This window comes from Saccharothrix hoggarensis, assembly GCF_042678885.1.
Taxonomy (GTDB): Bacteria; Actinomycetota; Actinomycetes; order Mycobacteriales; family Pseudonocardiaceae; genus Actinosynnema; species Actinosynnema hoggarensis.
Genome location: NZ_JBHTLK010000041.1, coordinates 17,565 through 39,230 on the forward strand (window position 1 = coordinate 17,565; position 21,666 = coordinate 39,230).

Annotated in this window: 20 protein-coding genes; 8 read left to right on the forward strand and 12 right to left on the reverse strand. The window is 68.9% G+C overall.

The annotated features are described in order from the left end of the window. Positions 1-4: 4 nt before the first annotated feature. On the reverse strand, positions 5-1,978 hold the full coding sequence (locus ACFQ3T_RS10875; RefSeq protein WP_380722929.1) for a DUF6541 family protein: 1,974 nt from the start codon (positions 1,976-1,978) through the stop codon (positions 5-7). A gap of 195 nt (positions 1,979-2,173) precedes the next feature. Between ACFQ3T_RS10875 and glf the strand changes: the two genes are divergently transcribed. Further along, positions 2,174-3,358 carry a UDP-galactopyranose mutase gene (gene glf, locus ACFQ3T_RS10880; RefSeq protein WP_380722930.1) on the forward strand — a complete coding sequence of 395 codons (1,185 nt, stop codon included), beginning with the start codon at positions 2,174-2,176 and terminating at the stop codon, positions 3,356-3,358. A gap of 156 nt (positions 3,359-3,514) precedes the next feature. Then, complete coding sequence (locus tag ACFQ3T_RS10885) at positions 3,515-5,482, forward strand: glycosyltransferase (protein WP_380722932.1); 1,968 nt, start codon at positions 3,515-3,517, stop codon at positions 5,480-5,482. Between the two features lie 64 nt (positions 5,483-5,546). Here the strand turns inward: ACFQ3T_RS10885 and ACFQ3T_RS10890 are convergent, their stop codons facing one another. The 5 genes from ACFQ3T_RS10890 to ACFQ3T_RS10910 all read right to left on the reverse strand — a co-directional run bounded on the left by ACFQ3T_RS10890 (position 5,547) and on the right by ACFQ3T_RS10910 (position 9,329). Continuing rightward, the gene (locus tag ACFQ3T_RS10890; protein ID WP_380722934.1) at positions 5,547-5,759 is read right to left on the reverse strand and encodes a hypothetical protein; all 213 of its coding nucleotides are present in this window, start codon (positions 5,757-5,759) and stop codon (positions 5,547-5,549) included. Between the two features lie 128 nt (positions 5,760-5,887). Continuing rightward, positions 5,888-6,784: a galactofuranosyltransferase GlfT1 gene (gene glfT1 / locus ACFQ3T_RS10895; RefSeq protein ID WP_380722936.1), complete on the reverse strand. Its 897-nt coding sequence runs from the start codon at positions 6,782-6,784 to the stop codon at positions 5,888-5,890. A 9-nt stretch (positions 6,785-6,793) separates the two neighbouring features. Beyond that, entirely contained in the window at positions 6,794-7,609 is an 816-nt protein-coding gene (gene wzt / locus ACFQ3T_RS10900; RefSeq protein WP_380722937.1) for a galactan export ABC transporter ATP-binding subunit Wzt/RfbE, read from the reverse strand. A 16-nt stretch (positions 7,610-7,625) separates the two neighbouring features. Beyond that, complete coding sequence (gene wzm / locus ACFQ3T_RS10905; protein ID WP_380722938.1) at positions 7,626-8,543, reverse strand: galactan export ABC transporter permease subunit Wzm/RfbD; 918 nt, start codon at positions 8,541-8,543, stop codon at positions 7,626-7,628. A gap of 240 nt (positions 8,544-8,783) precedes the next feature. Further along, a complete protein-coding gene (locus ACFQ3T_RS10910; RefSeq protein ID WP_380722939.1) occupies positions 8,784-9,329 on the reverse strand; it encodes a bacterial proteasome activator family protein in 546 nt (181 codons plus the stop codon). A gap of 113 nt (positions 9,330-9,442) precedes the next feature. On the opposite strand from ACFQ3T_RS10910, the gene ACFQ3T_RS10915 reads away from it, so the two are divergent. Then, a complete protein-coding gene (locus tag ACFQ3T_RS10915; protein WP_380722940.1) occupies positions 9,443-10,642 on the forward strand; it encodes a cysteine desulfurase-like protein in 1,200 nt (399 codons plus the stop codon). 43 nt (positions 10,643-10,685) lie between these two features. Further along, positions 10,686-11,327, forward strand: a complete 642-nt coding sequence (locus ACFQ3T_RS10920; protein ID WP_380722941.1) for a class I SAM-dependent methyltransferase — start codon at positions 10,686-10,688, stop codon at positions 11,325-11,327. Between the two features lie 156 nt (positions 11,328-11,483). Here the strand turns inward: ACFQ3T_RS10920 and ACFQ3T_RS10925 are convergent, their stop codons facing one another. Continuing rightward, positions 11,484-12,509, reverse strand: coding sequence for an NAD(P)H-quinone oxidoreductase (locus ACFQ3T_RS10925; RefSeq protein ID WP_380722943.1), 1,026 nt, complete (start codon positions 12,507-12,509; stop codon positions 11,484-11,486). Positions 12,510-12,562: 53 nt separating this feature from the next. On the opposite strand from ACFQ3T_RS10925, the gene ACFQ3T_RS10930 reads away from it, so the two are divergent. The 3 genes from ACFQ3T_RS10930 (at position 12,563) to ACFQ3T_RS10940 (ending at position 16,717) form a co-directional block, all read left to right on the forward strand. Continuing rightward, positions 12,563-13,210 carry a GNAT family N-acetyltransferase gene (locus ACFQ3T_RS10930; RefSeq protein WP_380722945.1) on the forward strand — a complete coding sequence of 216 codons (648 nt, stop codon included), beginning with the start codon at positions 12,563-12,565 and terminating at the stop codon, positions 13,208-13,210. Positions 13,211-13,273: 63 nt separating this feature from the next. Next, positions 13,274-14,797, forward strand: a complete 1,524-nt coding sequence (locus tag ACFQ3T_RS10935) for a M28 family metallopeptidase (RefSeq protein WP_380722947.1) — start codon at positions 13,274-13,276, stop codon at positions 14,795-14,797. A gap of 159 nt (positions 14,798-14,956) precedes the next feature. Then, positions 14,957-16,717 (forward strand): hypothetical protein, encoded by a 1,761-nt coding sequence (locus tag ACFQ3T_RS10940; protein ID WP_380722949.1) that lies wholly within the window; start codon positions 14,957-14,959, stop codon positions 16,715-16,717. 112 nt (positions 16,718-16,829) lie between these two features. Here ACFQ3T_RS10940 and ACFQ3T_RS10945 read toward each other — a convergent pair whose 3' ends face one another. The 5 genes from ACFQ3T_RS10945 to ACFQ3T_RS10965 form a co-directional block, all read right to left on the reverse strand. After that, complete coding sequence (locus ACFQ3T_RS10945) at positions 16,830-17,546, reverse strand: DapH/DapD/GlmU-related protein (RefSeq protein ID WP_380722951.1); 717 nt, start codon at positions 17,544-17,546, stop codon at positions 16,830-16,832. 301 nt (positions 17,547-17,847) lie between these two features. Next, complete coding sequence (locus tag ACFQ3T_RS10950; RefSeq protein WP_380722952.1) at positions 17,848-18,699, reverse strand: hypothetical protein; 852 nt, start codon at positions 18,697-18,699, stop codon at positions 17,848-17,850. Between the two features lie 2 nt (positions 18,700-18,701). Next, positions 18,702-19,271 (reverse strand): NUDIX domain-containing protein, encoded by a 570-nt coding sequence (locus ACFQ3T_RS10955; protein WP_380722953.1) that lies wholly within the window; start codon positions 19,269-19,271, stop codon positions 18,702-18,704. Beyond that, positions 19,268-20,344: a hypothetical protein gene (locus tag ACFQ3T_RS10960; RefSeq protein WP_380722954.1), complete on the reverse strand. Its 1,077-nt coding sequence runs from the start codon at positions 20,342-20,344 to the stop codon at positions 19,268-19,270. The genes ACFQ3T_RS10955 and ACFQ3T_RS10960 overlap by 4 nt, the downstream gene beginning before the upstream one ends. Positions 20,345-20,998: 654 nt before the next feature. Then, positions 20,999-21,358, reverse strand: coding sequence for a GntR family transcriptional regulator (locus ACFQ3T_RS10965; RefSeq protein WP_380722955.1), 360 nt, complete (start codon positions 21,356-21,358; stop codon positions 20,999-21,001). A gap of 121 nt (positions 21,359-21,479) precedes the next feature. Between ACFQ3T_RS10965 and ACFQ3T_RS10970 the strand changes: the two genes are divergently transcribed. After that, the coding region (locus tag ACFQ3T_RS10970) for a hypothetical protein (RefSeq protein WP_380722957.1) at positions 21,480-21,666 on the forward strand (187 nt) is incomplete at its 3' end.

Here is a 21,666-nt window from a genome sequence, read left to right on the forward strand (position 1 = left end):
CGGGCTAGCCGCGGACGGGCTCGCCCGGCTCCGGCACCAGCTTGTAGACGATCGCGTCCTCGTTCTCGTAGACCTTCTCCAGGAACGGCTTGCCGTTCAGGTCGCGCAGGCCGGGGGCGCGTTCCATCCACCCGCGGACGAAACCGCGGCCGACGATCGCGTACCGCACGTTCAGCCGCTTCACCGCCGCGCGCACGGCCGGGTTCTCGTCGTACTCGTTGAACCGGCCCTGCAGCAGCGCGATGTCGGGCGACTCCGCCGAGCCGTCGTAGTGGCCCGCGATCGGGCGCACGCCGGCGATGGCGTACATCCACAGCGTGCCGTCGTTGCGGTCGTTCATGACCCGCTCGCCGGGCTGGACCAGCTTGCCCAGCTCGGTCATCGCCAGCAGCTCGTTGCGGCTCACCACGGCGTCGTGGTCGTTCTGCCCCACCCCGTTGCCGTAGCCGCGGGCCACCTGGGCGGTGTTCAGGTTGACGTACAGACCACCGCTGAGCAGCACGAACGCCAGGACCACCACGCCTGCGGACAGCACCGGGACGGTCGCGCCGCCGCGGCCGCGCAGCACCGTGCCCGCGAGGCCCTTCAGCCAGTCGTGCGCCAGCGCCAGGCCGTGGCCCGCCACCACGCACAGCGGCACGCAGACCAGGGCGATCAGCCGGAACTGGTCGTTCCACCAGGGGCTCGTCACCCGCGCCACCCACGGCTGGGCGAACGACGCGGTCAGCACCCACACCACGCCGAACAGCGCCGCCGACCCGAGCAGCCAGCGCAGCGCGCCCAGCCGGTTCCAGAACGCCAGGCCGATCCACAGCGGGACCGCCAGCCAGTACTGGGGCCGGTCGATGACGTGCTGGAACGTGAGCGCCGCGCCCAGCGACTGGCTGACCGGGAACGTGGACGGCCAGTCGACGGTGGCGATGGTGCCCGAGACGCTCGCCGCGCCCAGCAGGTGCGGCAGCGTCACCAGGACGGCCGCCACGGCGGGCGCCAGGCACAGCAGGACGTCGCGCAGGATCGTGCGCGGTTGGCCCCACCAGCGCTGGACCAGCAGCGGGATGACGAACAGGACGCCGCCGAACAGGTTGCTGGAGTGCACGGCGAGCATGCCGACCGCGACACCGGCGAACACCACGCCCGTGTCGACGCGCGGCCGCTTCAGGTAGCCGTCCAGCACCACGGCGAGCACCGGCATCAGCGCGATGCCGAGCGTGAACGTGAGCAGCGGGCCGCGCCACAGGTTGTCGTAGGTGGCGCTGGTCGCGGCGGCGGTGACCAGGGCGGTGAAGCCCGCGGTGACCGCGCGGCCGTTGAAGTGGCGGACCATCGCGGCCAGCTGGAACGCCAGCAGGCCGGGCAGGAGCGCCATGTGCGCGTTGATGACGGCCGGGATGGTGGCCCCGGTCAGCTTGAACACCAGCGTGCCGACCAGGTGGTACGCGTTCGGGTAGAACACCCCGTTGGAGATGTCGTACCAGTTGACCTTGCCGGTGCCGTACAGCCCGCCCTCGCCGGTCTCGGCGATGTAGCGGATGCCGTTCGCGTGGTAGCCCGCGTCCCAGTCCTGCGGCACGGCGTTGAGGTTGCCCTCCATCGCGGCCAGCAGGACCCCGATGCCGATCCCGGCCGCGGCCAGGACGGTCAGCACCACGCCGAGCTGCGCGCGCGGCGTCCACGGGGACGGCTCGCGCTCCGCGGGCCCGCGGCGGCGCACGGTCAGCCACCGCGCCAGCCCGAACACCGCGATCACCACGACGCTGCTGAGCAGGAACGTCGGCACGGTGAACTGGATGCCGACCTTCCACAGCCACGGTCCGGCCAGGCCCGCGATGAGGTACGTGAACACGGGGGCGGTGGCCACGAGCGTCCAGCCGCGCAGGCCCACTGCCAGTGCCGCCAGGCCACCGGGCAGGAACAGGACGGCGAGGTACACGGCGATCGTGCCCGCGGTGAGGAGCGAGCTGGCTTCCGTCGGCACAGGTTCACCCAATGAGGTTTGAAGAGTGAGGTGCGGATTCCCCCGCGTGTTAGCGCGAAGGCTATACGGCGGCTGTGCTACGACTGCGCGACCCTGGCGTTTCCGGGCCGGTGGGAACACCGGCGCCGATCACCGCGCGGCCGCCGGGAGGGGGAGTGCGGTTTGCCCCGGCCTGCCCCGGTACCCTCAATCGCTGTGAGCTTCGCAGGGTATGACCTGATCGTCGTCGGTTCCGGGTTCTACGGCCTGACGGTCGCCGAGCGCGCCGCCAGCCAATTGGACAAGCGCGTGCTGGTGCTCGAACGCCGCGAGCACATCGGCGGCAACGCCTACTCGGAGGCGGAACCGGAGACGGGAATCGAGGTGCACCGCTACGGCGCGCACCTGTTCCACACCTCCAACCAGCGGGTCTGGGACTACGTCAACCAGTTCACCGAGTTCACCGGCTACCAGCACCGCGTGTTCGCGATGCACAACGGCCAGGCCTACCAGTTCCCGATGGGGCTCGGCCTGATCACGCAGTTCCTCGGCCGCTACCTGACGCCGGACGAGGCGCGGGCGTGGGTCGCCGAGCAGGCCTCCGAGATCGACTCCAAGGACGCCCAGAACCTGGAGGAGAAGGCGATCTCGCTGATCGGCCGCCCCCTCTACGAGGCGTTCGTGAAGCACTACACGGCCAAGCAGTGGCAGACCGACCCGAAGGAGCTGCCCGCGGCGGTCATCAGCCGCCTGCCGGTGCGCTACAACTTCGACAACCGGTACTTCAACGACACCTACGAGGGCCTGCCGGTCGACGGCTACACCGCGTGGCTGGAGAAGATGGCCGACCACCCGAACATCGAGGTCCGGCTCAACACCGACTTCTTCGACGTCCGGGCGGACATCCCCGAGGGCACGCCGATCGTCTACACCGGCCCCGTCGACCGCTACTTCGACTACTCCGAGGGCTGGCTGGGCTGGCGCACGCTCGACTTCGAGCGCGAGGTGCTGCCGACCGGCGACTTCCAGGGCACCTCGGTGATGAACTACAACGACGCGGACGTGCCGTTCACCCGCATCCACGAGTTCCGGCACTTCCACCCGGAGCGCGAGTACCCGGCCGACAAGACCGTCATCGTCCGCGAGTTCTCCCGCGCGGCCGAGAAGGACGACGAGCCGTACTACCCGATCAACACCGCCGAGGACCGCGCGAAGCTGGAGCGGTACCGCGAGCTGGCCAAGCGCGAGGCGGCGGAGCGCAACGTGCTGTTCGGCGGACGCCTCGGCACGTACAAGTACCTCGACATGCACATGGCGATCGGATCGGCGCTCACCGCGTTCGACAACAAGATCGCCCCGCACCTGACCGAGGGCTCGCCCTTGGACGGGACGCTGGACTGACCTTGACATCCTGACCCGGCCGTGCCGCGTCGCGTGCGGGATCCGCGCGACGCGGTATCGTCGGTCGCACCAGCCGCGCCACCTCGTCACGGTGGTCGGACACGCCCGCACTCGACCCGAGCCGTGACCTTGCCGCGGTTCGTCGGAGGAAAGTCAGTGACCGAGCAGAGCCACGCCGACTCGAAGCCCAAGACCACGAAGCCGGACAACAAGGTCAGCGATGTGGCGTCGGTCAGCGTTGCGGCGCGGGGCAAGGGCTTCGACCCGAAGCACGTGCTCCAGCGGGTGATCCTGCCCCGCGACGAGGACCCGCTGGACGTGCGCCCCCTCTACCTGGACGAGCCGGAGAACGTGCACACGCACGTGTCCTCCCGCCGCTCGGTGACCGTGCCCGCGTCGGCCAAGGTGTCCTTCGCCTCGTACTTCAACGCCTTCCCGGCCAGCTACTGGAAGCGCTGGACCGTCGTCGAGGAGGTCGTGCTGCGCCTGTCGGTGCGCGGCGCGGGCCGCATCGACGTCTACCGCTCCAAGCCCAACGGCGACCTCATCCACCTCAACGGCGAGCCGATCCGGTCCGCCAAGGCGTGGGTCGAGGTCGAGTTCCGGGTCAGCCTGAAGCCGTTCGAGGACGGCGGCTGGATCTGGTTCGACGTCTTCACCGACGACAGCACGCTGGAGATCGGCGAAGCGGCGTGGATGACCGACCAGGTCCTGCCGGAGCAGAAGGTCGCCATCGGCATGACGACCATGCGCCCGGTGGACGCGGTCATCGCGCTGCGCGCGCTGGGCGAGGACCCGACGGTCCTCGACGCCGTGCAGAAGGTGTTCGTCGCCGACCAGGGCGCGGTGAAGGTCCGCGACACGGAGGGCTACGCCGAGGCCGTCGCCCTCCTGGGTGACAAGCTGGAGATCATCGAGCAGGAGAACCTCGGCGGCTCGGGTGGCTTCACCCGCGGCCTGTACGAGGCGATCGAGCACACCGACGTCGCCCAGATCATGCTGATGGACGATGACATCCGGCTGGAGCCGGACGCGGTGCTGCGGTCGAACGCGTTCGCGCGGGCCGCGGCGCAGCCCGTCATCGTCGGCAGCCACATGCTGAACCTGCAGGCCAGGGCCCGGCTGCACAGCATGGGCGAGGTCGTCGACCTGGCCACGTGCTTCTGGCGGCCGGCGCCGGGCGCGCTGACCGACCACGACTTCGGCACCGAGTCGCTGCGCGAGACCGAGGAACTGCACGTCCGCATCAACTCCACCTACAACGGCTGGTGGATGTGCCTGTTCCCGCGTGAGGTCGTGCAGCGCACCGGCTACCCGCTGCCGCTGTTCATCAAGTGGGACGACGCCGAGTACTCGCTGCGGGCGCTGGAGAACGGCTACCCGACCGTGTCGCTGCCCGGCTCCGCCGTGTGGCACATGCCGTGGACGGACAAGAACGACGCCACGGACTGGCAGGCGTACTTCCACACCCGCAACCGCCTGGTCATGGCGGCGCTGCACAGCCCGTACGACATCCGCTCGACGCTGCTGAAGCAGGGCCTGAAGCTGTCGCTGCGGCACCTGCTGTCGATGGAGTACTCGACGGTGGCGGTCCAGCAGAAGGCCATCGAGGACTTCCTGGCGGGCCCGAGCAAGCTGTTCGACTCGCTGCGCACGGCGTTGCCGGAGATCCAGCAGCTCCGGAAGTCCTACAGCGACGCGCAGGTGCTGCCGTCGGCCCGCGAGTTCCCGCCGCCCACGTTCGACATGGTGCGGGCCGAGGCGATGCTGAAGCCGCCGGTCAACCCGGCGGTGATCGCGGCCAAGGCGTCGAAGGCGCTGCTGCACAACCTGCGCGCCCCCGAGGAGCACACCACGGAGCGCCCGCAGATCAACGTGCCGGCGACGAACGCCCGCTGGTTCCTGCTGGGCAACCTGGACAGCGCGACGGTGTCCAACGCCGACGGCAGCGGTGTCGCGTTCCGCAAGCGCGACCCGAAGGAGTTCCGCCAGCTGATGTCGCGCGCCGTGCGCAACTACCGGCGCCTCGGCCAGGAGTGGCCGCGGTTGAAGCGGATGTACCGCGACGCGATGCCGGAGCTGACGTCGGTCGAGTCGTGGCGCAAGGTGTTCGAGAACAGCTGACCGCCGGACGTGCCGTGAATCGGTGCGGTGTGACGCCTTCCGAGGTGTCGCCCGCACCGATTTCTTATTCGAAGTGCGCGGCGACGACGTGGCTGAAGTTCACCACGAACTCCTTGCCGTCGGCGGTCGTGACGGCCTGCGTGTGGCCGTTGCGCACGACCTGGATCAGCCGTGGCGCGAGGTCTTCGGCGGTGTCCGCGGACACCGTGATGGAAATGGGGTTGGGGTTCGCGGCCAGGTGCAGCACGAGGGCCGTCTTACGCGCTTCAGAAGTCATGCGACCAGCCCACCAGCAGGGGCGCGCAAGGGCAACGCCGGTTCGCCGTCAGCGATTCCGCGTGAAGCGAACCAGCGCCGGAGACCGTTCTCGGGAGAACGGTGTCCGGCGCTGTCGGAGTCGGGGGACTACTTGCGGAAGAACCGCTCGCGCTGCCCCTGCCGGACCAGCTTCAACCATTCCAGGAAGGCCTTCGGGTCGCGGCGGACGCCGATGAAGTACAAACCGAAGCGGAATGCCTCCAGCAGGCCCAGCTTGCGCATCCCGGGCTGGGACAGCAGGTAACCGCGGTTGCGGTAGGTGTAGTAGCGCTTGATCGCGTTCTCGGGGTCCTGCGCGTGGAACCGGCCGCCGAGCATGGGCTTGAACTCGTCCGAGCCGTCCGGGTGCAGGTAGGTCACCTTCAGCGAGGTGCCGAACGGCAGGCCCGTGCGCACCAGCCGCCGGTGGATCTCCACCTCGTCGCCGCGGAAGAACAGCCGGTAGTCCGGCACGCCGATGACGTCGACCGTGGACGCCTTGAACAGCGCGCCGTTGAACAGCGACGCGATGCCGGGCAGGAAGTCCACGCCGAGCTCGGACGCGTTCCGCTTCCACGTGAGGCCGCGGCGCAGCGGGAACGCGAGCTTGTCCGGCCGCTCGATGTTGGCCACCACCGGCGAGATGGCCGCCAGGCCGCGCCGGTTCGCCTCGGCGAGCAGCACCTCCAGCACGGTCTCGTCGGCCGGCCTGCCGTCGTCGTCGGCCAGCCACAGCCAGTCCGCGCCGAGCGACAACGCGTGCAGCATGCCCAGGGCGAAGCCGCCCGCGCCGCCGAGGTTGCGGTGCGACGCGAGGTAGGTCGTGGGCACGGGGCACTGCGCGACCAGGTCGTCCACCGGCTGGTCGGGGCCGTTGTCGACGACCACCAGGTGGTCCAGCGGCCGGCTCTGCGAGGCCAGCACCTTCAACGAGTCGGCCAGCAGCTCCCGTCGGTGCCGGGTCACCACGACCCCGACGACGGAGCCCTGCGGCAGTGCGCTCACCACGCTCACCTACTCGCCACCGTTCCCGCTCAGCACCCTGGACTGGCCGATCCGCTCCAACGTCTCCTGGCTGAGGTGCTCGAACGGGTCGCGGCCCTTGTAGCTCGTGACCACCTCGCGCAGCGAGCCCTGCATCTTGACCTGGCCCTCGTCCATCCAGATGGCGGTGCTGCACAGCTCCACCAGGAAGTCGTCCGAGTGCGAGGCGAACACCAGGATGCCCGACCGCTTGACCAGGTCGTTCAGCCGGTCGCGCGCCTTCTCCAGGAACGCCGCGTCGACCGCGCCGATGCCCTCGTCCAGGAGCAGGATCTCCGGGTCGATCGACGTCACCACGCCCAGCGCCAGCCGCACCCGCATACCCGTCGAGTACGTCCGCAGCGGCATGGACAGGTAGTCGCCCAGCTCGGTGAACTCGGCGATGTCGTCGACCCGCTTCTCCATCTCCTTGCGGCTCATGCCGAGGAACAGGCCGCGGACCATGATGTTCTCGTACCCGGAGATCTCCGGGTCCATGCCGACGCCGAGGTCGAACACGGGCGCGACCTTGCCGACGATGCGCGAGCTGCCCCGCGTGGGCTCGTAGATGCCCGCGAGCAGCCGCAGCAGCGTGGACTTGCCGGCGCCGTTGTGCCCGACGAGGCCGACCCGGTCACCGTGCTTCAGCGAGATGGTGATGTCGTGCAGCGCTTCGATGATCGGGACGCGGCCCTCCGAGCCGATCTTGCCCCCGACCTTGCCCAGGGCGAGCTTCTTCAGCGATCTCGACTTGGCGTCGAAGATCGGGAAGTCGACCGAGGCGTTCCAGACATCGATGCTGACCATGTTTTTGCGGCCTCACTCAGACCCAGTAGGAGACGCGGGCACGGTAGTTGCGCATGGCGATCAGCGCCAGCGCCCACCCCACGACGGTGAACCCGCCGACGACGGCCCAGTGGTGCCACGACTGCGTGTGGCCGAGCAGGGGCGCGCGGACGATCTCCACGAAGTGGTAGAGCGGGTTCAGCTCGGCGATCAGCACGCGCCAGCCGGCGTCCTCGCCGCCACCGGTGACCTTCTTCAGCACGCCGACGTGCCAGACGATCGGCGTCATGAAGAAGATCAGGTTGATGAAGCTGTGCACGACCGGCGGGATGTCGCGGAACCGGGTGCTGATGATGCCGAACAGCAGCGCCACCCACACGGCGTTCACGATGACCAGCAGGAACGCCGGGATCGCCAGGAGCACGGTCCACGACAGGCCGGGGTGGCCGACGACGTCGCCCGCCATCGTGTACGGCTCCGTGAGCGCCGGGAAGAAGATGGCGAGCACGATGAAGTAGACGACCAGGTTGTGCGCGAAGAACAGCACCTGGCGCCACACCATGCGCAGCACGTGCACGGTCACCGGCGCGGGGAGGTGCTTGATCAGCCCCTCGTTGGCGATGAACACGTCCGCGCCCTCGGTCACCACGCCGAGGATGAAGTTCCAGATGATGAAGCCGGCCGTCACGTACGGCAGGAACGTGGCCAGCTCCTGGCCGAAGAGCTGCGAGTACAGCAGGCCGAGCGCGAGTGCCGTGGTGCCCATCGAGATGGTGATCCACAGCGGGCCGATGACCGAACGGCGGTAGCGCTGCTTGATGTCCTGCCAGCCCAGGTGCCCCCACAGTTCGCGCTGGTGCCACGCGTCGCGCACGTCGGCGAACGCACGGGCGAACGTGCGCGAGTTGGGTGCCAGGGGAGCCGCTGGTCCGTCGGCGGTACTGATGGGGTGCACGAGGGTTGAGACTACCGGCGACCCGGTGGGGCCCACGCCGCCGGGCCGTCACGGTGTGGTCACCACGCTCGCCGGGCGCCCGGTGCGTCGGCCGCGCCGATGATCACCTGTTCGTAGTCGGATGAGCACGTTCGGTAGTCGGCTGTGTCCGCACGGTCGTCGCGGTGCCCCGTCCGGGCAGGTGGGCGCGCTCGAACCGCGCGCCCCGCGCCCACGACCGCCCGCCGCCCGCGAGGACGGCTAGAGGTACTGCCCCGTGCCGCGGACGTGCGGCGTCTCACCGCTGTCGCCGGTGCCGGCGGGCAGGGCCCGGCCGCGCATCTGCTCCAGCTGCACGCGGGCCGCCATCTGCTGCGCGAACAGCGCCGTCTGGATGCCGTGGAACAGGCCCTCCAACCAGCCGACCAGCTGCGCCTGGGCGATCCGCAGCTCCGCGTCGGAGGGGGTGCCCTCCTCGGTGAACGGCAGCGACAGGCGCTCCAGCTCGTCGCGCAGCTCCGGCGCCAGGCCGTCCTCCAGCTCGTCGATGGACCGCTTGTGGATCTCCTTGAGCCGGTTGCGGCTCGCCTCGTCCAGGGGCGCCGCCCGGACCTCCTCCAGCAGCTGCTTGATCATCGTGCCGATGCGCATGACCTTCGCCGGCTGCTCGACCAGGTCGGTCACGTCCTGACCGCTCCCGCCGTCACCGGACGGGAGGCTGGCCGCGCCGACCGGCCGGCCGTCGGGGCCCACCACGACCACTTGCCGCTCGTTCTCCACCTGATCACCTCGGGCTGGCTCGCTCATGCCCCCATCCTGGCCCGATCGGGTGGCCGACGCCGAACCGGGTCGCGGATCGGGGCACGAACCGGCGGCCCCTGACTGTCGCTCGTGCCGACATCCTCCGTACGGTGTGCGGCATGGCGTTCGACGTCGCCCGGGTCCGTGGGCTGTTCCCCGCGCTCGGCGACGGCTGGGTTCACCTGGACGCTCCCGAGGGGATGCAAGTACCCGAACAGGTGGCCACGGCCGTCTCCACCGCGCTGCGCGCACCCGTCTCCGGGCCGGGTGGCATATTTCCCGCTTCGCAACGCGCCGAGGCCATCGTCGACGCGGCCCGGCGGGCCGTCGCCGACCTGGTCGGCGCCGATCCGGCCGGCGTCGTGCTCGGGCCGAGCTCGGCCGTGCTGCTGCAACGGCTCGCCGAGGCGGTGTCCGACGGCTGGTTCCTCGGCGACGAGGTCGTGGTGTCCCGGCTCGACCACCCGGCGAACATCGCGCCGTGGCAGCGCGCCGCGCAGCGCACCGGCAGCGTCGTCCGCTGGGCCGAGGTGGACATCGAGACGTGCGAGCTGCCCGCCTGGCAGTACGACGACCTCATCACGCCGAAGTGCAAGCTGGTCGCGGTGACGGCCGCGTCCGGTTCCGTCGGCACCCGGCCGGACCTGCGCAAGATCGCCGAGGCCGCCCGCCGCACGGACGCGCTGGTCGTCGTGGACGCCTCCGCCGCCGCGCCGTTCGTGCCGCTCGACATCACGTCGATGGACGCCGACGTGGTCGCGGTGTCGGCGAACACGTGGGGCGGCCCGCCCGTGGGCGCGCTGGTGTTCCGCGACCCGTCGATGCTGGACCTGCTGCCGTCGGTGGCGGTGGAGCCCGGCGCGCGCGGCCCGGAGCGGCTGGAACTGGGCCCGCACGCCTACCCGCTGCTGGCCGGCCTGGTCGCGTCGGTGGAGTACCTGGCCGGGCTGGACGACGCCGCCGTGGGGCCGCGCCGCGAGCGGGTGCTCACGTCGTTGAGCTCCGTGAAGGCCTACCAAGCCGGACTTCTCGCTAATCTCATCAACGAACTGCGATCGCTCCGTCACGTCATGGTGATCGGCGACGCCATGCGGCGGGTGCCCGCGCTGGCGTTCACGGTGGCCGGCGTGAAGGCGACCGACGGCGTGGAGCACCTGTCCGAGCGCGGCGTGTGCGCGTTCGCCGACTCGGGGCAGCACGGCGTGTTCTCGGTGCTGGGGGTGGGCGAGGTCGGCGGGGCGATCCGCGTCGGCCTGGCGCACTACACGAACGCGGTGGAAGTGGACGAGCTCGTGCGGGCGGTCGCCGAGCTGGGTTGAGGTGAGCTGGGCCGAACCGAGGGCTGAGCCGACTGGGGGCTGGGTGGACGACCTGCTGTCTCGGGAGCTCGCCGACCTCGCCGCGCTGCACCGCCTCGCGCCGCTGATGTCGGAGTACCTGCCCAACACGGCGCACGAGCTGCGCCCGGCCGCGCTGGCGGCCGTCGTGGACGAGGTGCTGCTCGGCTCGCGGACGGTGCTGGTGGAGTGCGGGTGCGGCGCGTCGTCGGTGGTGCTGGCCCGGCTGCTCGCCCGGCGCGGGTTCGGCCACCTGCTGTCCGTCGAGCACGACGAGCGGACGGCCGCGTTCGTGGCCAGCCAGTTGCGCCGGGAGGGCCTGGGCCACGTGGCGCGGGTCGTGCACGCCCCGCTGACCCCGCACCCGGCGGCGCTCGGCAACGGGCAGTGGTACCACCCGGAGCTGGTGCACGACGAGGTGTCGGTGTTCGTGGAGCGGTACGGCCTGGTCGACCTGCTGCTGGTGGACGGACCCCTGCTCGGCGACGCGCGCTACCCGGCGCTCCCGGTGCTCCGCGGCGTGCTGGCGCCGGGCGCGGCGGTCCTCGTGGACGACGCGGAGCGCCCCGGCGAGCAGACCGTGCTGGTGCGGTGGGCCGAGGAGTTCTCGCTGCGGTTCAAAACCACACCCCGTACCTTCCTCGCCACCGCCAACGCCCTGGGCTAACCCGCCGCCGCGAGCCCCCGGGCCACTCCCGCCCCCGCGAGCCCTCGGTCAACTCCCGCCCTCGCGAGCCCTCCGGGCCAACGCGCGCCGCCGCGAGGCCGCGTCGGTCGTTCGCGCCTCATTTCGTGGCGATCACGCTTTTCGATCGTCACGAAATCAGTCGCGAGCGGCCGACTTCCAGGCGGCCGAGCCCGCCGTCTGCGGAGCAGCGGCCATCAAACCCAGCACCAGCTTCCCGAACACCTCGCCGCCCTCCAGCGCGCGGTGGGCGTCGGCGGCCCGTTCGATCGGCAGCACGTCGTGCACGACCGGCTTCACGCGCCCGTCGGCGATCATCGGCCACAGGTGTTCCCGCACCTCGGCGACGATCCGCCCCTTGCCGTGCGGCCCGTCCACCGGCCGCGACCGCAGCCCCGTCCCGGTCACGCTCGCCCGCTTGGCCAGCAGCTTGCCGATGTTCAGCTCGCCCTTCACCCCGCCCTGGAGGCCGATCACGACCAGCCGCCCGTCCGGCGCGAGCACGTCCACGTTGCGGCCGAGGTAGGCCGCGCCCATGTTGTCCAGCACCACGTCCGCCCGCCCGACCTCGGCGACGAAGTCCTGCTCGCGGTAGTTCACCAGCACGTCCGCGCCGAGTTCGGCGCAGCGCGCCAACCGGTCGGCCGACCCCGCCGTCACGGCGACCCGCGCGCCGAGCGCCTTGGCGACCTGGATCGCGTGCGTGCCGATGCCGCCCGCGCCGCCGTGCACGAGGAACGTCTCCCCGCTCTTCAGACCCGCCAGCATCACGACGTTCGACCACACCGTGCACGCCACCTCGGGCAGCGACGCGGCCGTCACCAGGTCGACGCCGTCGGGCACCGGCAGCACCTGCGCGGCCGGCACGACGACCCGCTCCGCGTACCCGCCGCCCGCGAGCAGCGCGCACACCTCGTCACCGACCCGCAGGCCGGTGACGTCCGCGCCCACGGCGGCGACCGTGCCCGAGCACTCCAGGCCCAACACGTCCGACGCGCCCTTCGGCGGCGGGTAGTGGCCCTGCCGCTGGAGCAGGTCGGCCCGGTTCACCGCGGTCGCGGCCACGTCGAGCAGCACCTCGCCCGGTCCCGGTTCGGGGTCGGGGACCTCCGCCCACTCCAGCACGTCGGGTCCGCCGGGTTCACGAATGGTGATCGCGCGCATGGTCCGACCGTAATCCGGTCGCCAGGCGCGTGCTTGATCGCCACCATCGACGGATGGACCACTGGCCGTTGCGGAACCTGGTGCTGCGCACCCCGCGCCTCGAACTGCGCCCCGACGACGACGAGGGCCTGGCCGAACTCGCGGACCTGGCGCTCGACGGCGTCCACCCGCCCGACCGGATGCCGTTCGGCGTGGACTGGACCGACGCGCCGCGCGACCGGCTCGGCGTCAACACCCTGCAGTTCCACTGGGGCCAGCGGGCGGCGCTGTCGCCGCAGCGGTGGACCGTCAACTTCCTGGTGCGCCGCGACGGCCGCGTGATCGGCACGCAGGGGCTCGGCGCGGTGGACTTCCCGGTCCTGCGCGAGGTCTCCAGCGGGTCGTGGCTCGGGTTGCGCCACCAGGGTGGCGGACTGGGCACGGAGATGCGGGCCGCCGTGGTCATGTTCGCCTTCGACCACCTCGGCGCGGTGGCGGCGCGGTCGAGCGCGTTCAACGACAACCTCGCGTCGCACGCCGTGAGCCGCAAGCTCGGCTACCGGCCGGACGGCACGTTCCGGCAGGTCCGGCGGGGTGAGCCGGCCGAGCAGACGCGGCTGCTGGTGACCCCGGAGTGGTTCCGCCGACCCGACTGGACGCTCGAGGTGAGCGGTGTCACAGCCTGCTTGCCCATGCTCACAGGCCGAGAACCCGCCGACTGACGGATTGCGCTCGCCCCCGGGACTTGTGAGGGTTCGGCATCCGAGTGAAGGGGAAACTCGACCATGTCAGCTAGAACCGGGATCCGACGCGCGGCGATCCTCGCAGCGTCCGCATCCCTCGCGCTGGTCGCCGTTCCGGCCGTCAACGTCGCCTCCGCGGCGACCCTCGACGGCCCGAAACTGGCCAGGAACCTGACCAAGAACGTCACCCTGGAAGGGGTCAACCGCCACCTCATTGCCTTCCAGCGCATCGCCGACCGCAACAACGGCAACCGCGCCGCGGGCACGTCCGGCTACGACGCCAGCGTCGACTACGTCGCGGGCAAGCTGCGCGACGCCGGCTTCGAGGTGTCGACGCCGACGTTCACCTACCCGGTGCAGATCACCGACGCGGCGAGCGCGAAGGTCGGCACGACCACGTACGAGAACATCCCGCTGGAGTTCTCGCCGCAGACGCCCGTCGGCGGCGTCACCGGCCCGCTGCGCGTCGTCCCCGAGGACGCGACGCCGGGCTGCGAGGAGTCCGACTTCGCCGGGCAGGACTTCACCGGTGGGATCGCCCTGATCCGCCGCGGCGCGTGCACGTTCGACGTGAAGCACCGCAACGCGGCCGCCGCGGGCGCCGTCGCCGTGATCATCTCGAACAACCGCGAGGGCAAGCTGGAGGGCGTCACGCTCGGCTCGCCGGGCGTCGTCCCGACCGGCGGCGTGACCCAGGCGGACGGCACCGCGCTCGCCCAGCTCGGCGGCCAGGCCGTCACCGTGGACCTGCGCTACCACGTCGAAGAGCGCCCCTCGCGCAACGTCATCGCGCAGACCAGGACCGGTCGCACGAACAACGTCGTGATGGCGGGCGCCCACCTCGACAGCGTCGAGAACGGCGCGGGCATCAACGACAACGGCACCGGCTCGGCCGGCCTGCTGGAGACCGCGCTGAAGCTCGGCAGCTCGCCGAAGGTCAACAACGCGGTGCGGTTCGCCTGGTGGGGCGCCGAGGAGCTGGGCCTGGTCGGGTCGACCAAGTACGTGCAGGGGCTCACGTTCGAGCAGCAGCTCGACATCGCGATGTACCTGAACTTCGACATGATCGGCTCGCCGAACGCGGCGTACTTCGTCTACGACGGCGACGACTCCGACAAGGTCGACGCGGGCCCCGGCCCGTACGGCTCGGCCCAGATCGAGCAGGCGTTCGTCGAGTACCTGACGGTCGAGAAGGGCGTCCAGACCGAGGGCACCGACTTCTCCGGCCGCTCGGACTACGGCGAGTTCATCGCGCAGGGCATCCCCGCCGGTGGTCTGTTCACCGGCGCCGAGGGCATCAAGACCGAGGCCCAGGCGGCGAAGTGGGGCGGTACGGCGGGCGTCGCCTACGACCCCAACTACCACGGTCCCGGTGACACCCTGGGCAACATCGACCGGCTCGCCCTCGACCGCAACTCCGACGCGCTGGCGTGGGTGACCGCGTCGTACGCGGTGAGCACGGAGAGCGTGAACGGCGTCCCGTCGCGCGTCCAGCGCGCCGAGGCGCGTGCGGCGTCCCGCTCGCTGCACGTGGCGGAGCACCACACGCACGCCGAAGCGGCGTAACCGCGGCTGTTCCCGACCGGGGCCGGTCTCCTCACGGGGACCGGCCCCGGCCACGTCTCCACCCCTCGGCCGGTTAACGGGACGGCATCGTTTTGCCTCGTTCCGAGGATTCGTCGGTTACGTTTCCCCGCCACCATTCCGGCCCCAGGGGAAAAGATCATGAATTTGTCGGCGCGCCGTGCTGCGCGAAGATCCCTCGCCCTCGTCGCGGCTTTCGCGCTCACGGCGACGCTGTCGGCCACGGCGGTCGCCCAGGACGACCCCGAGGCCGTCGAGACCACCGGGACCACGGCGGTCACCACCACCGAGCAGGCTCCGGTGACCACGACCGAGGCCGCGCCCGTCGACGCGCAGCCGGTCGAGTCGTCCTCGGCGTCCTCCTCCTCGACGTCGTCGTCCGCCCCGGCCGCCGGGGAGGTCCGCCTGGACGTCTCGGCCACCGTCGAGCCCGGGCCGTACCTGGTGGGCACGCCGATCCCGGTCGAGGTGACCATCGCCAACACCGGCGCCGACGACGTCCCCGCGGTCAAGGCGGGGCAGTACACGCAGTCCGGCTCCGACTTCTACGTGCAGTCCTCCGAGTGGGGCGTGCTGTCCACGTGGCGCGGCGCCGGGGTCGACCTGGCGGCCGGCGACGAGCTCGTCGTCACCGTCCACGGCGTGGTGCAGCGCTGGAGCGGCTCCGTTCCGATGGCGTTGTTCTACGTCCAGGTGGCCACGGGGTGGGTGGACAGCTTCCTCCTGTCGATCCCGGTCCAGGACCCGCGCGCGGCGCTCGACACGTTCGCCGGTGTGGTCTACGGCGACCGCAACGCCAACGGGGCGCCGGACGCCGGTGAAGGGCTCGCGGGCGTCCAGGTGAAGCTGTCCGACTCCGGCACCGAGCTCGTCGCCGTGACCGACGGCGCGGGCCGCTTCCGCCTCGCGGACGTGCCGGCGCAGGTCTACCGGCTGGAGTTCGGCAACGTGCCGGACGGCTGGGTGATGGAGGGCGCGTACCGCGACATCACGGTGGACGGTCGCGGCTCCGCCTCGGACGTCGCGCTGAGGGGCGACCGCCCCATGACCGACCGGCTGTCCGCGGCCATGCGGTTCACGAAGGACGTCTACAACGTCGGCGACACGGCCGAGATCGAGGTGACGCTGACCAACCTCGGCGCCACGGACCTCACCGGCATCACGGCGGGCTGCGACCGCAGCGGCGGCGAGGGCCCGGAGCTGCGCGACGTCAACGTGGGCGACCTGGCGTGGGACGGGTCCGGCGTGACGGTGCCCGCCGGCGGGTCCACCACCGTCAAGATCACCGGCACCATCTCGGAGGAGGCCGCCGAGTACGGCGCGGTCGGCTACGGCTGCGACTTCGGCACCGGCGACGGCCCCGAGGGCCGCCCGAGCGCCCACGCCTTCGCGAGGGTTCCCGGTGAGCCCGGGGACGTGCGCATCCTCTTCTACCACGACCGCGACGGCGACCGGACCCGTGACGCCGACGAGCTGATCCCGGACCTGGCGGTCGGCCTGGAAGACGCGGTCACCGGCGTCCTCGTGGCCAAGGGCCGTACGGACGCGGAAGGGCGCGTGGCCTTCCCGAACATGCCCGCCGGCCCGTACGAGGTGCACGTCTACGGCCCGTGGCAGTTCGAGTTCGACGGTCCGCACGTCCTGTTCGCGGGCACCTGCCGCAACTGCCAGTCGGAGAGCTGGATGACGCTCGTGCCGGGCCCCGTCGTCCCCGACGAGACCGTGCCCCCGGCCGCACCCGGCGCACCGGCCGCCCCGCCGGCCGCCGGTTCACCCGCCGCCACCAACGGCGGTGGGCTCGCGGACACCGGCGCCGGCGTCCTGGGCCTGATCGCCCTCGGCGTCCTGGCCCTGGCGGGCGGTTTCGGAGCCCTCCTGGTGAGCCGCAGGCGCTCGGCCTGACGTGAGCGCGACGGGCGGTCCTCCACCGGGAGGGCCGTCCGTTCGCGTCCCCGCCGTCACGGACCCGCCGTCACGGACCCGCCGTCACGGACCCGCCGTCACGGGCCGGCCGTCACCACCGCCGGCGGACCGCCGCCTTCACGCCGGTCACCAGGCTCGCCGGCGGCACGTCGTCCGCCACGACCGCCCCGGCGGCGATCACGGCGTCACGCCCGATGGTGACGCCGGGCAGGATCGTGGCGCCCGCGCCGATCCACACGTTCTCCGCGACGTCGATGGGCCCACCGCTCAGCCACCCCCGCCGTTCCTCGGGGTCGACCGGGTGGCCGACCGTGATGAACGTGGCCTTCGGCCCGACCATCACGCGCTCGCCGAGCCGGATGCCGGCGTAGTCGAGGAACGTGCAGTTCTGGTTGATGAAAACGCGTTCCGCGAGGTCCAGGTTGAGCCCGTGGTCGGTGTAGAAGGGCGGGTAGATCGTGACCCGTTCCGGCAGCGGCCGGCCGAGGATCTGCTCGAACAGCGCCGCCTTGCCCGCTTCGTCGTCGAAGGGCAGGACGTTGAGGCGGGACGTCAGTTCGGTGACCCGCAGGACCCGCTCGGACATGGCCCGGAACTCGTCGCCGTGGACGCGCATGAGCCGGTCACCGGCCAAGTTCTCCTCCTCCGCTGTACGGTCGGCTCCGCCCGCCCGCCCCTCGGCGGCCAACGCGTCCCGCACCCAGTCGAAGAAAGTGGGGAGCCGGCTGTCGAGGCTGTAGCAGTCCCGCGCGGTGCCGAGCGCCAGTCCCGTCGCCCAGCCGAAGATGTCACGGCCTCGACCCGACACCCGACGGATGCGCGCACCGGCGCGTGCGCACCGACCGACCCCTCACGAAGCGAGCCCTGACCGACGTTCCCGCCGGTCAGGGCTGCTCGAAGCGGAAGCGGAGGGATTTGAACCCCCGGACGGTTGCCCGTCTCCCGCTTTCAAGGTGTCGGCAGCGACTGGCAGACCAGTTCACCGACGGTCTTCTCGCCGGTCACAGCTAGCACGCGAACTGTCATGACCTACCGCGAACGATCGTGAATGAGACTCCAGATGAGACTGAGTCAGTCCTATGTGGAGCGTCGCTCGTAGATCCAGCAGGTCAGGCATGAGTAGTTGATGCCAACTCAAGCCGTCCATCAGGATGACGAGTCCATGATGTCCCGGCCAAGTCGCGAAATGTCAGTTTTACGCCGTTGTCCGCGATCGACTGACCACACGCTTTTGCCATTTCCAGGGCAGTTCCGCCACTCACGCCGAAGAACGCTGGCTCATGCCCGGATTCGAGTAGCTTTTCGCGATTATGAACCGCACCCAGATTTTTCGAGACTTCTTCTCCAATCTTATCGCGCAAGCCCTCATAGCCGGGTGCGACTACCCCCGTGTTCGGCATGCTGTTGGGCAGGAGATGCGCGATCGGATCGAAGAGGAATACCCCTTCGATAATGTAATCGCGGCTGTCAGATAATCTGATCGGCTGTGGAATACTTGATTTGTAGCATACCTCGGCACGCACATCCCAGATGGGTGCGTTGCTGCTGTTGTAGATCGAGACCAGCCCGTTTTCGTCGGCGATGGCCCATATATTTTCTGCCTGCTTTCGTCGGTCTTGCTCCTGTCTTTCTTTGTCCGAATTTTCGAGGCGCGTCAGTTGTTCTGCTTGATACCTATTGGTCATGACGGTAGCCCATGCGGCCACTGACGCCACGATAAAAGCAATAACGGCCACAATGAACGTGCCAACGTCGGTCCACTTCGGTTCTTCGGCAGCGACAGCGATTAGGCTAGTCGAGATGTTACTCATAGAACTCCCGTCGATGACGCAGTGGACTAACAGGCTATCAGTGTGGATAGCTGACGATACATCTAGCGCTGCGCGGTCGAGCACATCGCGCAGGAAGTGGGCCAAGTCGGCCACTCGCCGAACGGACGCAACGGTGGAGTAGGCGAACATGTCTACACTGCTCGACCGAACTCGGCGTAGATCGTTCTACCAAATTTGACGGCCTCGACTGCAAGACGGAGTCTGCGGAAAAGTGATGGATGAATTCTGGGTTGCGCATCATCGAGTGCAAGAAAGATAAAACCCTGCAGCTCGTCATCGTGAGAACGGAGCACCGAAATTTGCTCGACCGCTAGTACGCCTCCGTCAAAGACGAACTGATGGCTGTCTCGCCATACCCCGTTGCGTGGCACCCAGTCGACTACCAGCAATGCGCCCAGTTGCAGAGTGAGACCAATCTCTTCCTGAATCTCTCGATGGCACGCCGCCTTCGGAGACTCGTTAGCGTCGGCGATGCCGCCAGGGATATCCAGCACGGGCTTGTAACGTGGTTTTACGAAAAGGATGCGTCCTCGTTCGTCCCTGATCAGGGCACCACCCGCCGATCCTTTCGCCGGGATACGACTCGCAATGCCGGGGTTAAATTCTACTTCTGGGGGACCTTCGAGTACCACGTCGGCATCGAATGTCTCGACGTCAACACAGGTGCTTGGCTTCGGATCGGTCTGCAAAATATGCCTCATTCTCGCAGCATGTCGCGTACGCGCGTTATGAATGACTCAATGGGTTGGGCATGGCTGTGCTCGGTCAGATCGCGACGCAGATCGCGAATGACCTTAATCGACCGCTTGGAATTCAAGCCACTAGCGGTCTCGACCGCGGTTAACGCGAACGCTCCGGCCTGGTCTGCGTCACCTTCCAACATTGCGAGTTTTGCAAGTTGTGCCGCGCTGTAGACGATTCGGCGGGCCTGTCCGTCGGCGCTTTGAGATGCGCGTTCAAGGTGTGGACGTGCGTGTTCAGCGTTGCCGAGATCGAGCCAGGCATCACCTGCGAACGCGGCAAACAATGTCTCGCCCCAATGAGATGCCCACTCGGGACCAGAGTTCGGGTCGCCTTGTAGTGCGAATGCTTTCTCGGCATCGAGGAGCGCACGTGTGGTGGAAACTTCGTCGCCAAGGAGTGCGTATGCGCGGGCCGCGTGCATCGCGGCTTCCACCTGTACGGCGGCTACGTGGGTTCCCGTGTAGTTCTGGCGCGCAGTTTCGGCTAGCCGGAGCGCTTGCTGTGGGCGCGCCAAGTAAATTGCTTGATGGCTCATGGTGGTGAGTACGTATGATCCATACGCTGGCGAGTTGGCCTCTTTGGCCAGGCGCAGTGCCTGTATGAAATATCGCTGCGCCAACGCGTGGCGGTCACTGTCGTAGGCCATGTATCCAATGACCTCACACAACACGGCGGCAGCGTGGAATAGGTCGCGACCAACACTGTCGTCAAAGGTGCCGTTAAGTCGTGGTGTAACGTGATCGTGCAAATATTTGATCGCGAGATTGCGGCTTTGATCGCCACCAATCGTTCTGTCCATCTTGTCGAACATTGAGGTCGTAGCGACGATCTCTTGCACGTCACGATCAACTACGCGAACAGAGTTTGCTCGGTGGTCTCTGACGGGGGCCGTAAAGAGCCAGTCTAGACACGCGGCATAAATCGCTTCTTCGGAGAAGTGTCCATTCACCACTCCGGGGTGGCGCTGTATGTCAAATTCGACGAGGTTGCTGACGGTTGTCAGTGTTTGGGCCAATGAGGGCGAGTACACGAGGCCAATGTCAGATCGGGCCTGTGCCCGTGCTACAGGTATGCTCAATTCGTCGGCCGTCTTGCCGTAAAGCTCACACAGTAAATCACGGTAGGGTGGCTGTGGTGCGTTCCGTCCATGCTCCCATTCGCGGAAATAGCGGATTAGGCTTTCGCGTGTCGCTGTAACCGGGAGGCCGCGGCGATGCGCCAATCGTTCGAGTTCATCGGCAGCGCGAGGCCTGGTCCAGCCTTTTCGTTCTCGTTCCTCGCGTAGTTGGTTCACCAGGTTCCCTCTTCCGGTCACATCCTCGTGGTGCGATCGTTCAGTCCGTTTGGCGTTCAGTCAACAGTCGTATCCCTCCCGTATCCCCTGAGCTCCCCCTCTCTCCCTGCTGTACCCCGCGACCTCCCTGTTCGTGTTCAGCTCCGAACGGTTTCATTAGGGCGGGCAATGAAGCAGGAATGGAGAAAATCATGAGTCGTAAGACGGCGCAGGTATTTCCCGGCATTGGGGACGGTGGCGGCAACGGTGGCCGTTTGGTTCGGTGGCTTGTGGCACTCGCTGTCGTGGGGTTCGTGCTCCGTGACCCAGTCGCCGCCGCGGAAGCGGTGCAGGATGTGTGGTCTTGGTGCGGTCACGCGCTCGATGCCTTGTCTGCCTTCGGGTCGGCGGTCAGCGAGTAGCGGATGGGTCAACGGCATGCACGGACTCGAGGGCCGCCAAGCGCTCACGAATGGCCGCCAGATCCTTGTGAAGCTGGCGAACCTGGTCCACCAGAGGCTTGCTGTCGAAGTCGTCGGCTACTCGCTCAAGGACGAAGCTGCCGAGCCCTGGAACGGTCTTGACGTATCCCTCAGACGCCAGAAGTGCCAAGGCCCGCTGAGTCGTCGCGATCGTCGTGCCGGCTGTTTTCGCCAGGTCGCGCACGGACGGCAACTTGTCGCCGGGTGACAGCACCTGATGGTCAATGTCCCTGATGATCGAGCGCGCCAACGTTTGGTAGGGGTGCCCGACCTCGTCTGAAAGCGGCATCTTCCCAGGATACCGACTGTTACAGGTCGTTCTAGATCACCCGATCGGAGCATGGACGCCCAGTGATGCACGTGCCTAGGGTTGTTCTAGAACGACGCAGTACGACCTAGAACGGAGTGCAATGAAGGCCACGAAGAACTACCCGGATGGTCTGACCCCCGCGGCGTTGGCGTTGCTGGACGAACAGGTGTCGGTGGAGATCGCGTCGGCCGCGCCGACGTCGGCCCTGTTGGACGGTTCGGCGCGGGAGCGCCGGAACCGTCGGATCGCGGCCCGTGCGTTGCGGGGGATCACGCCGCGGTACGGCG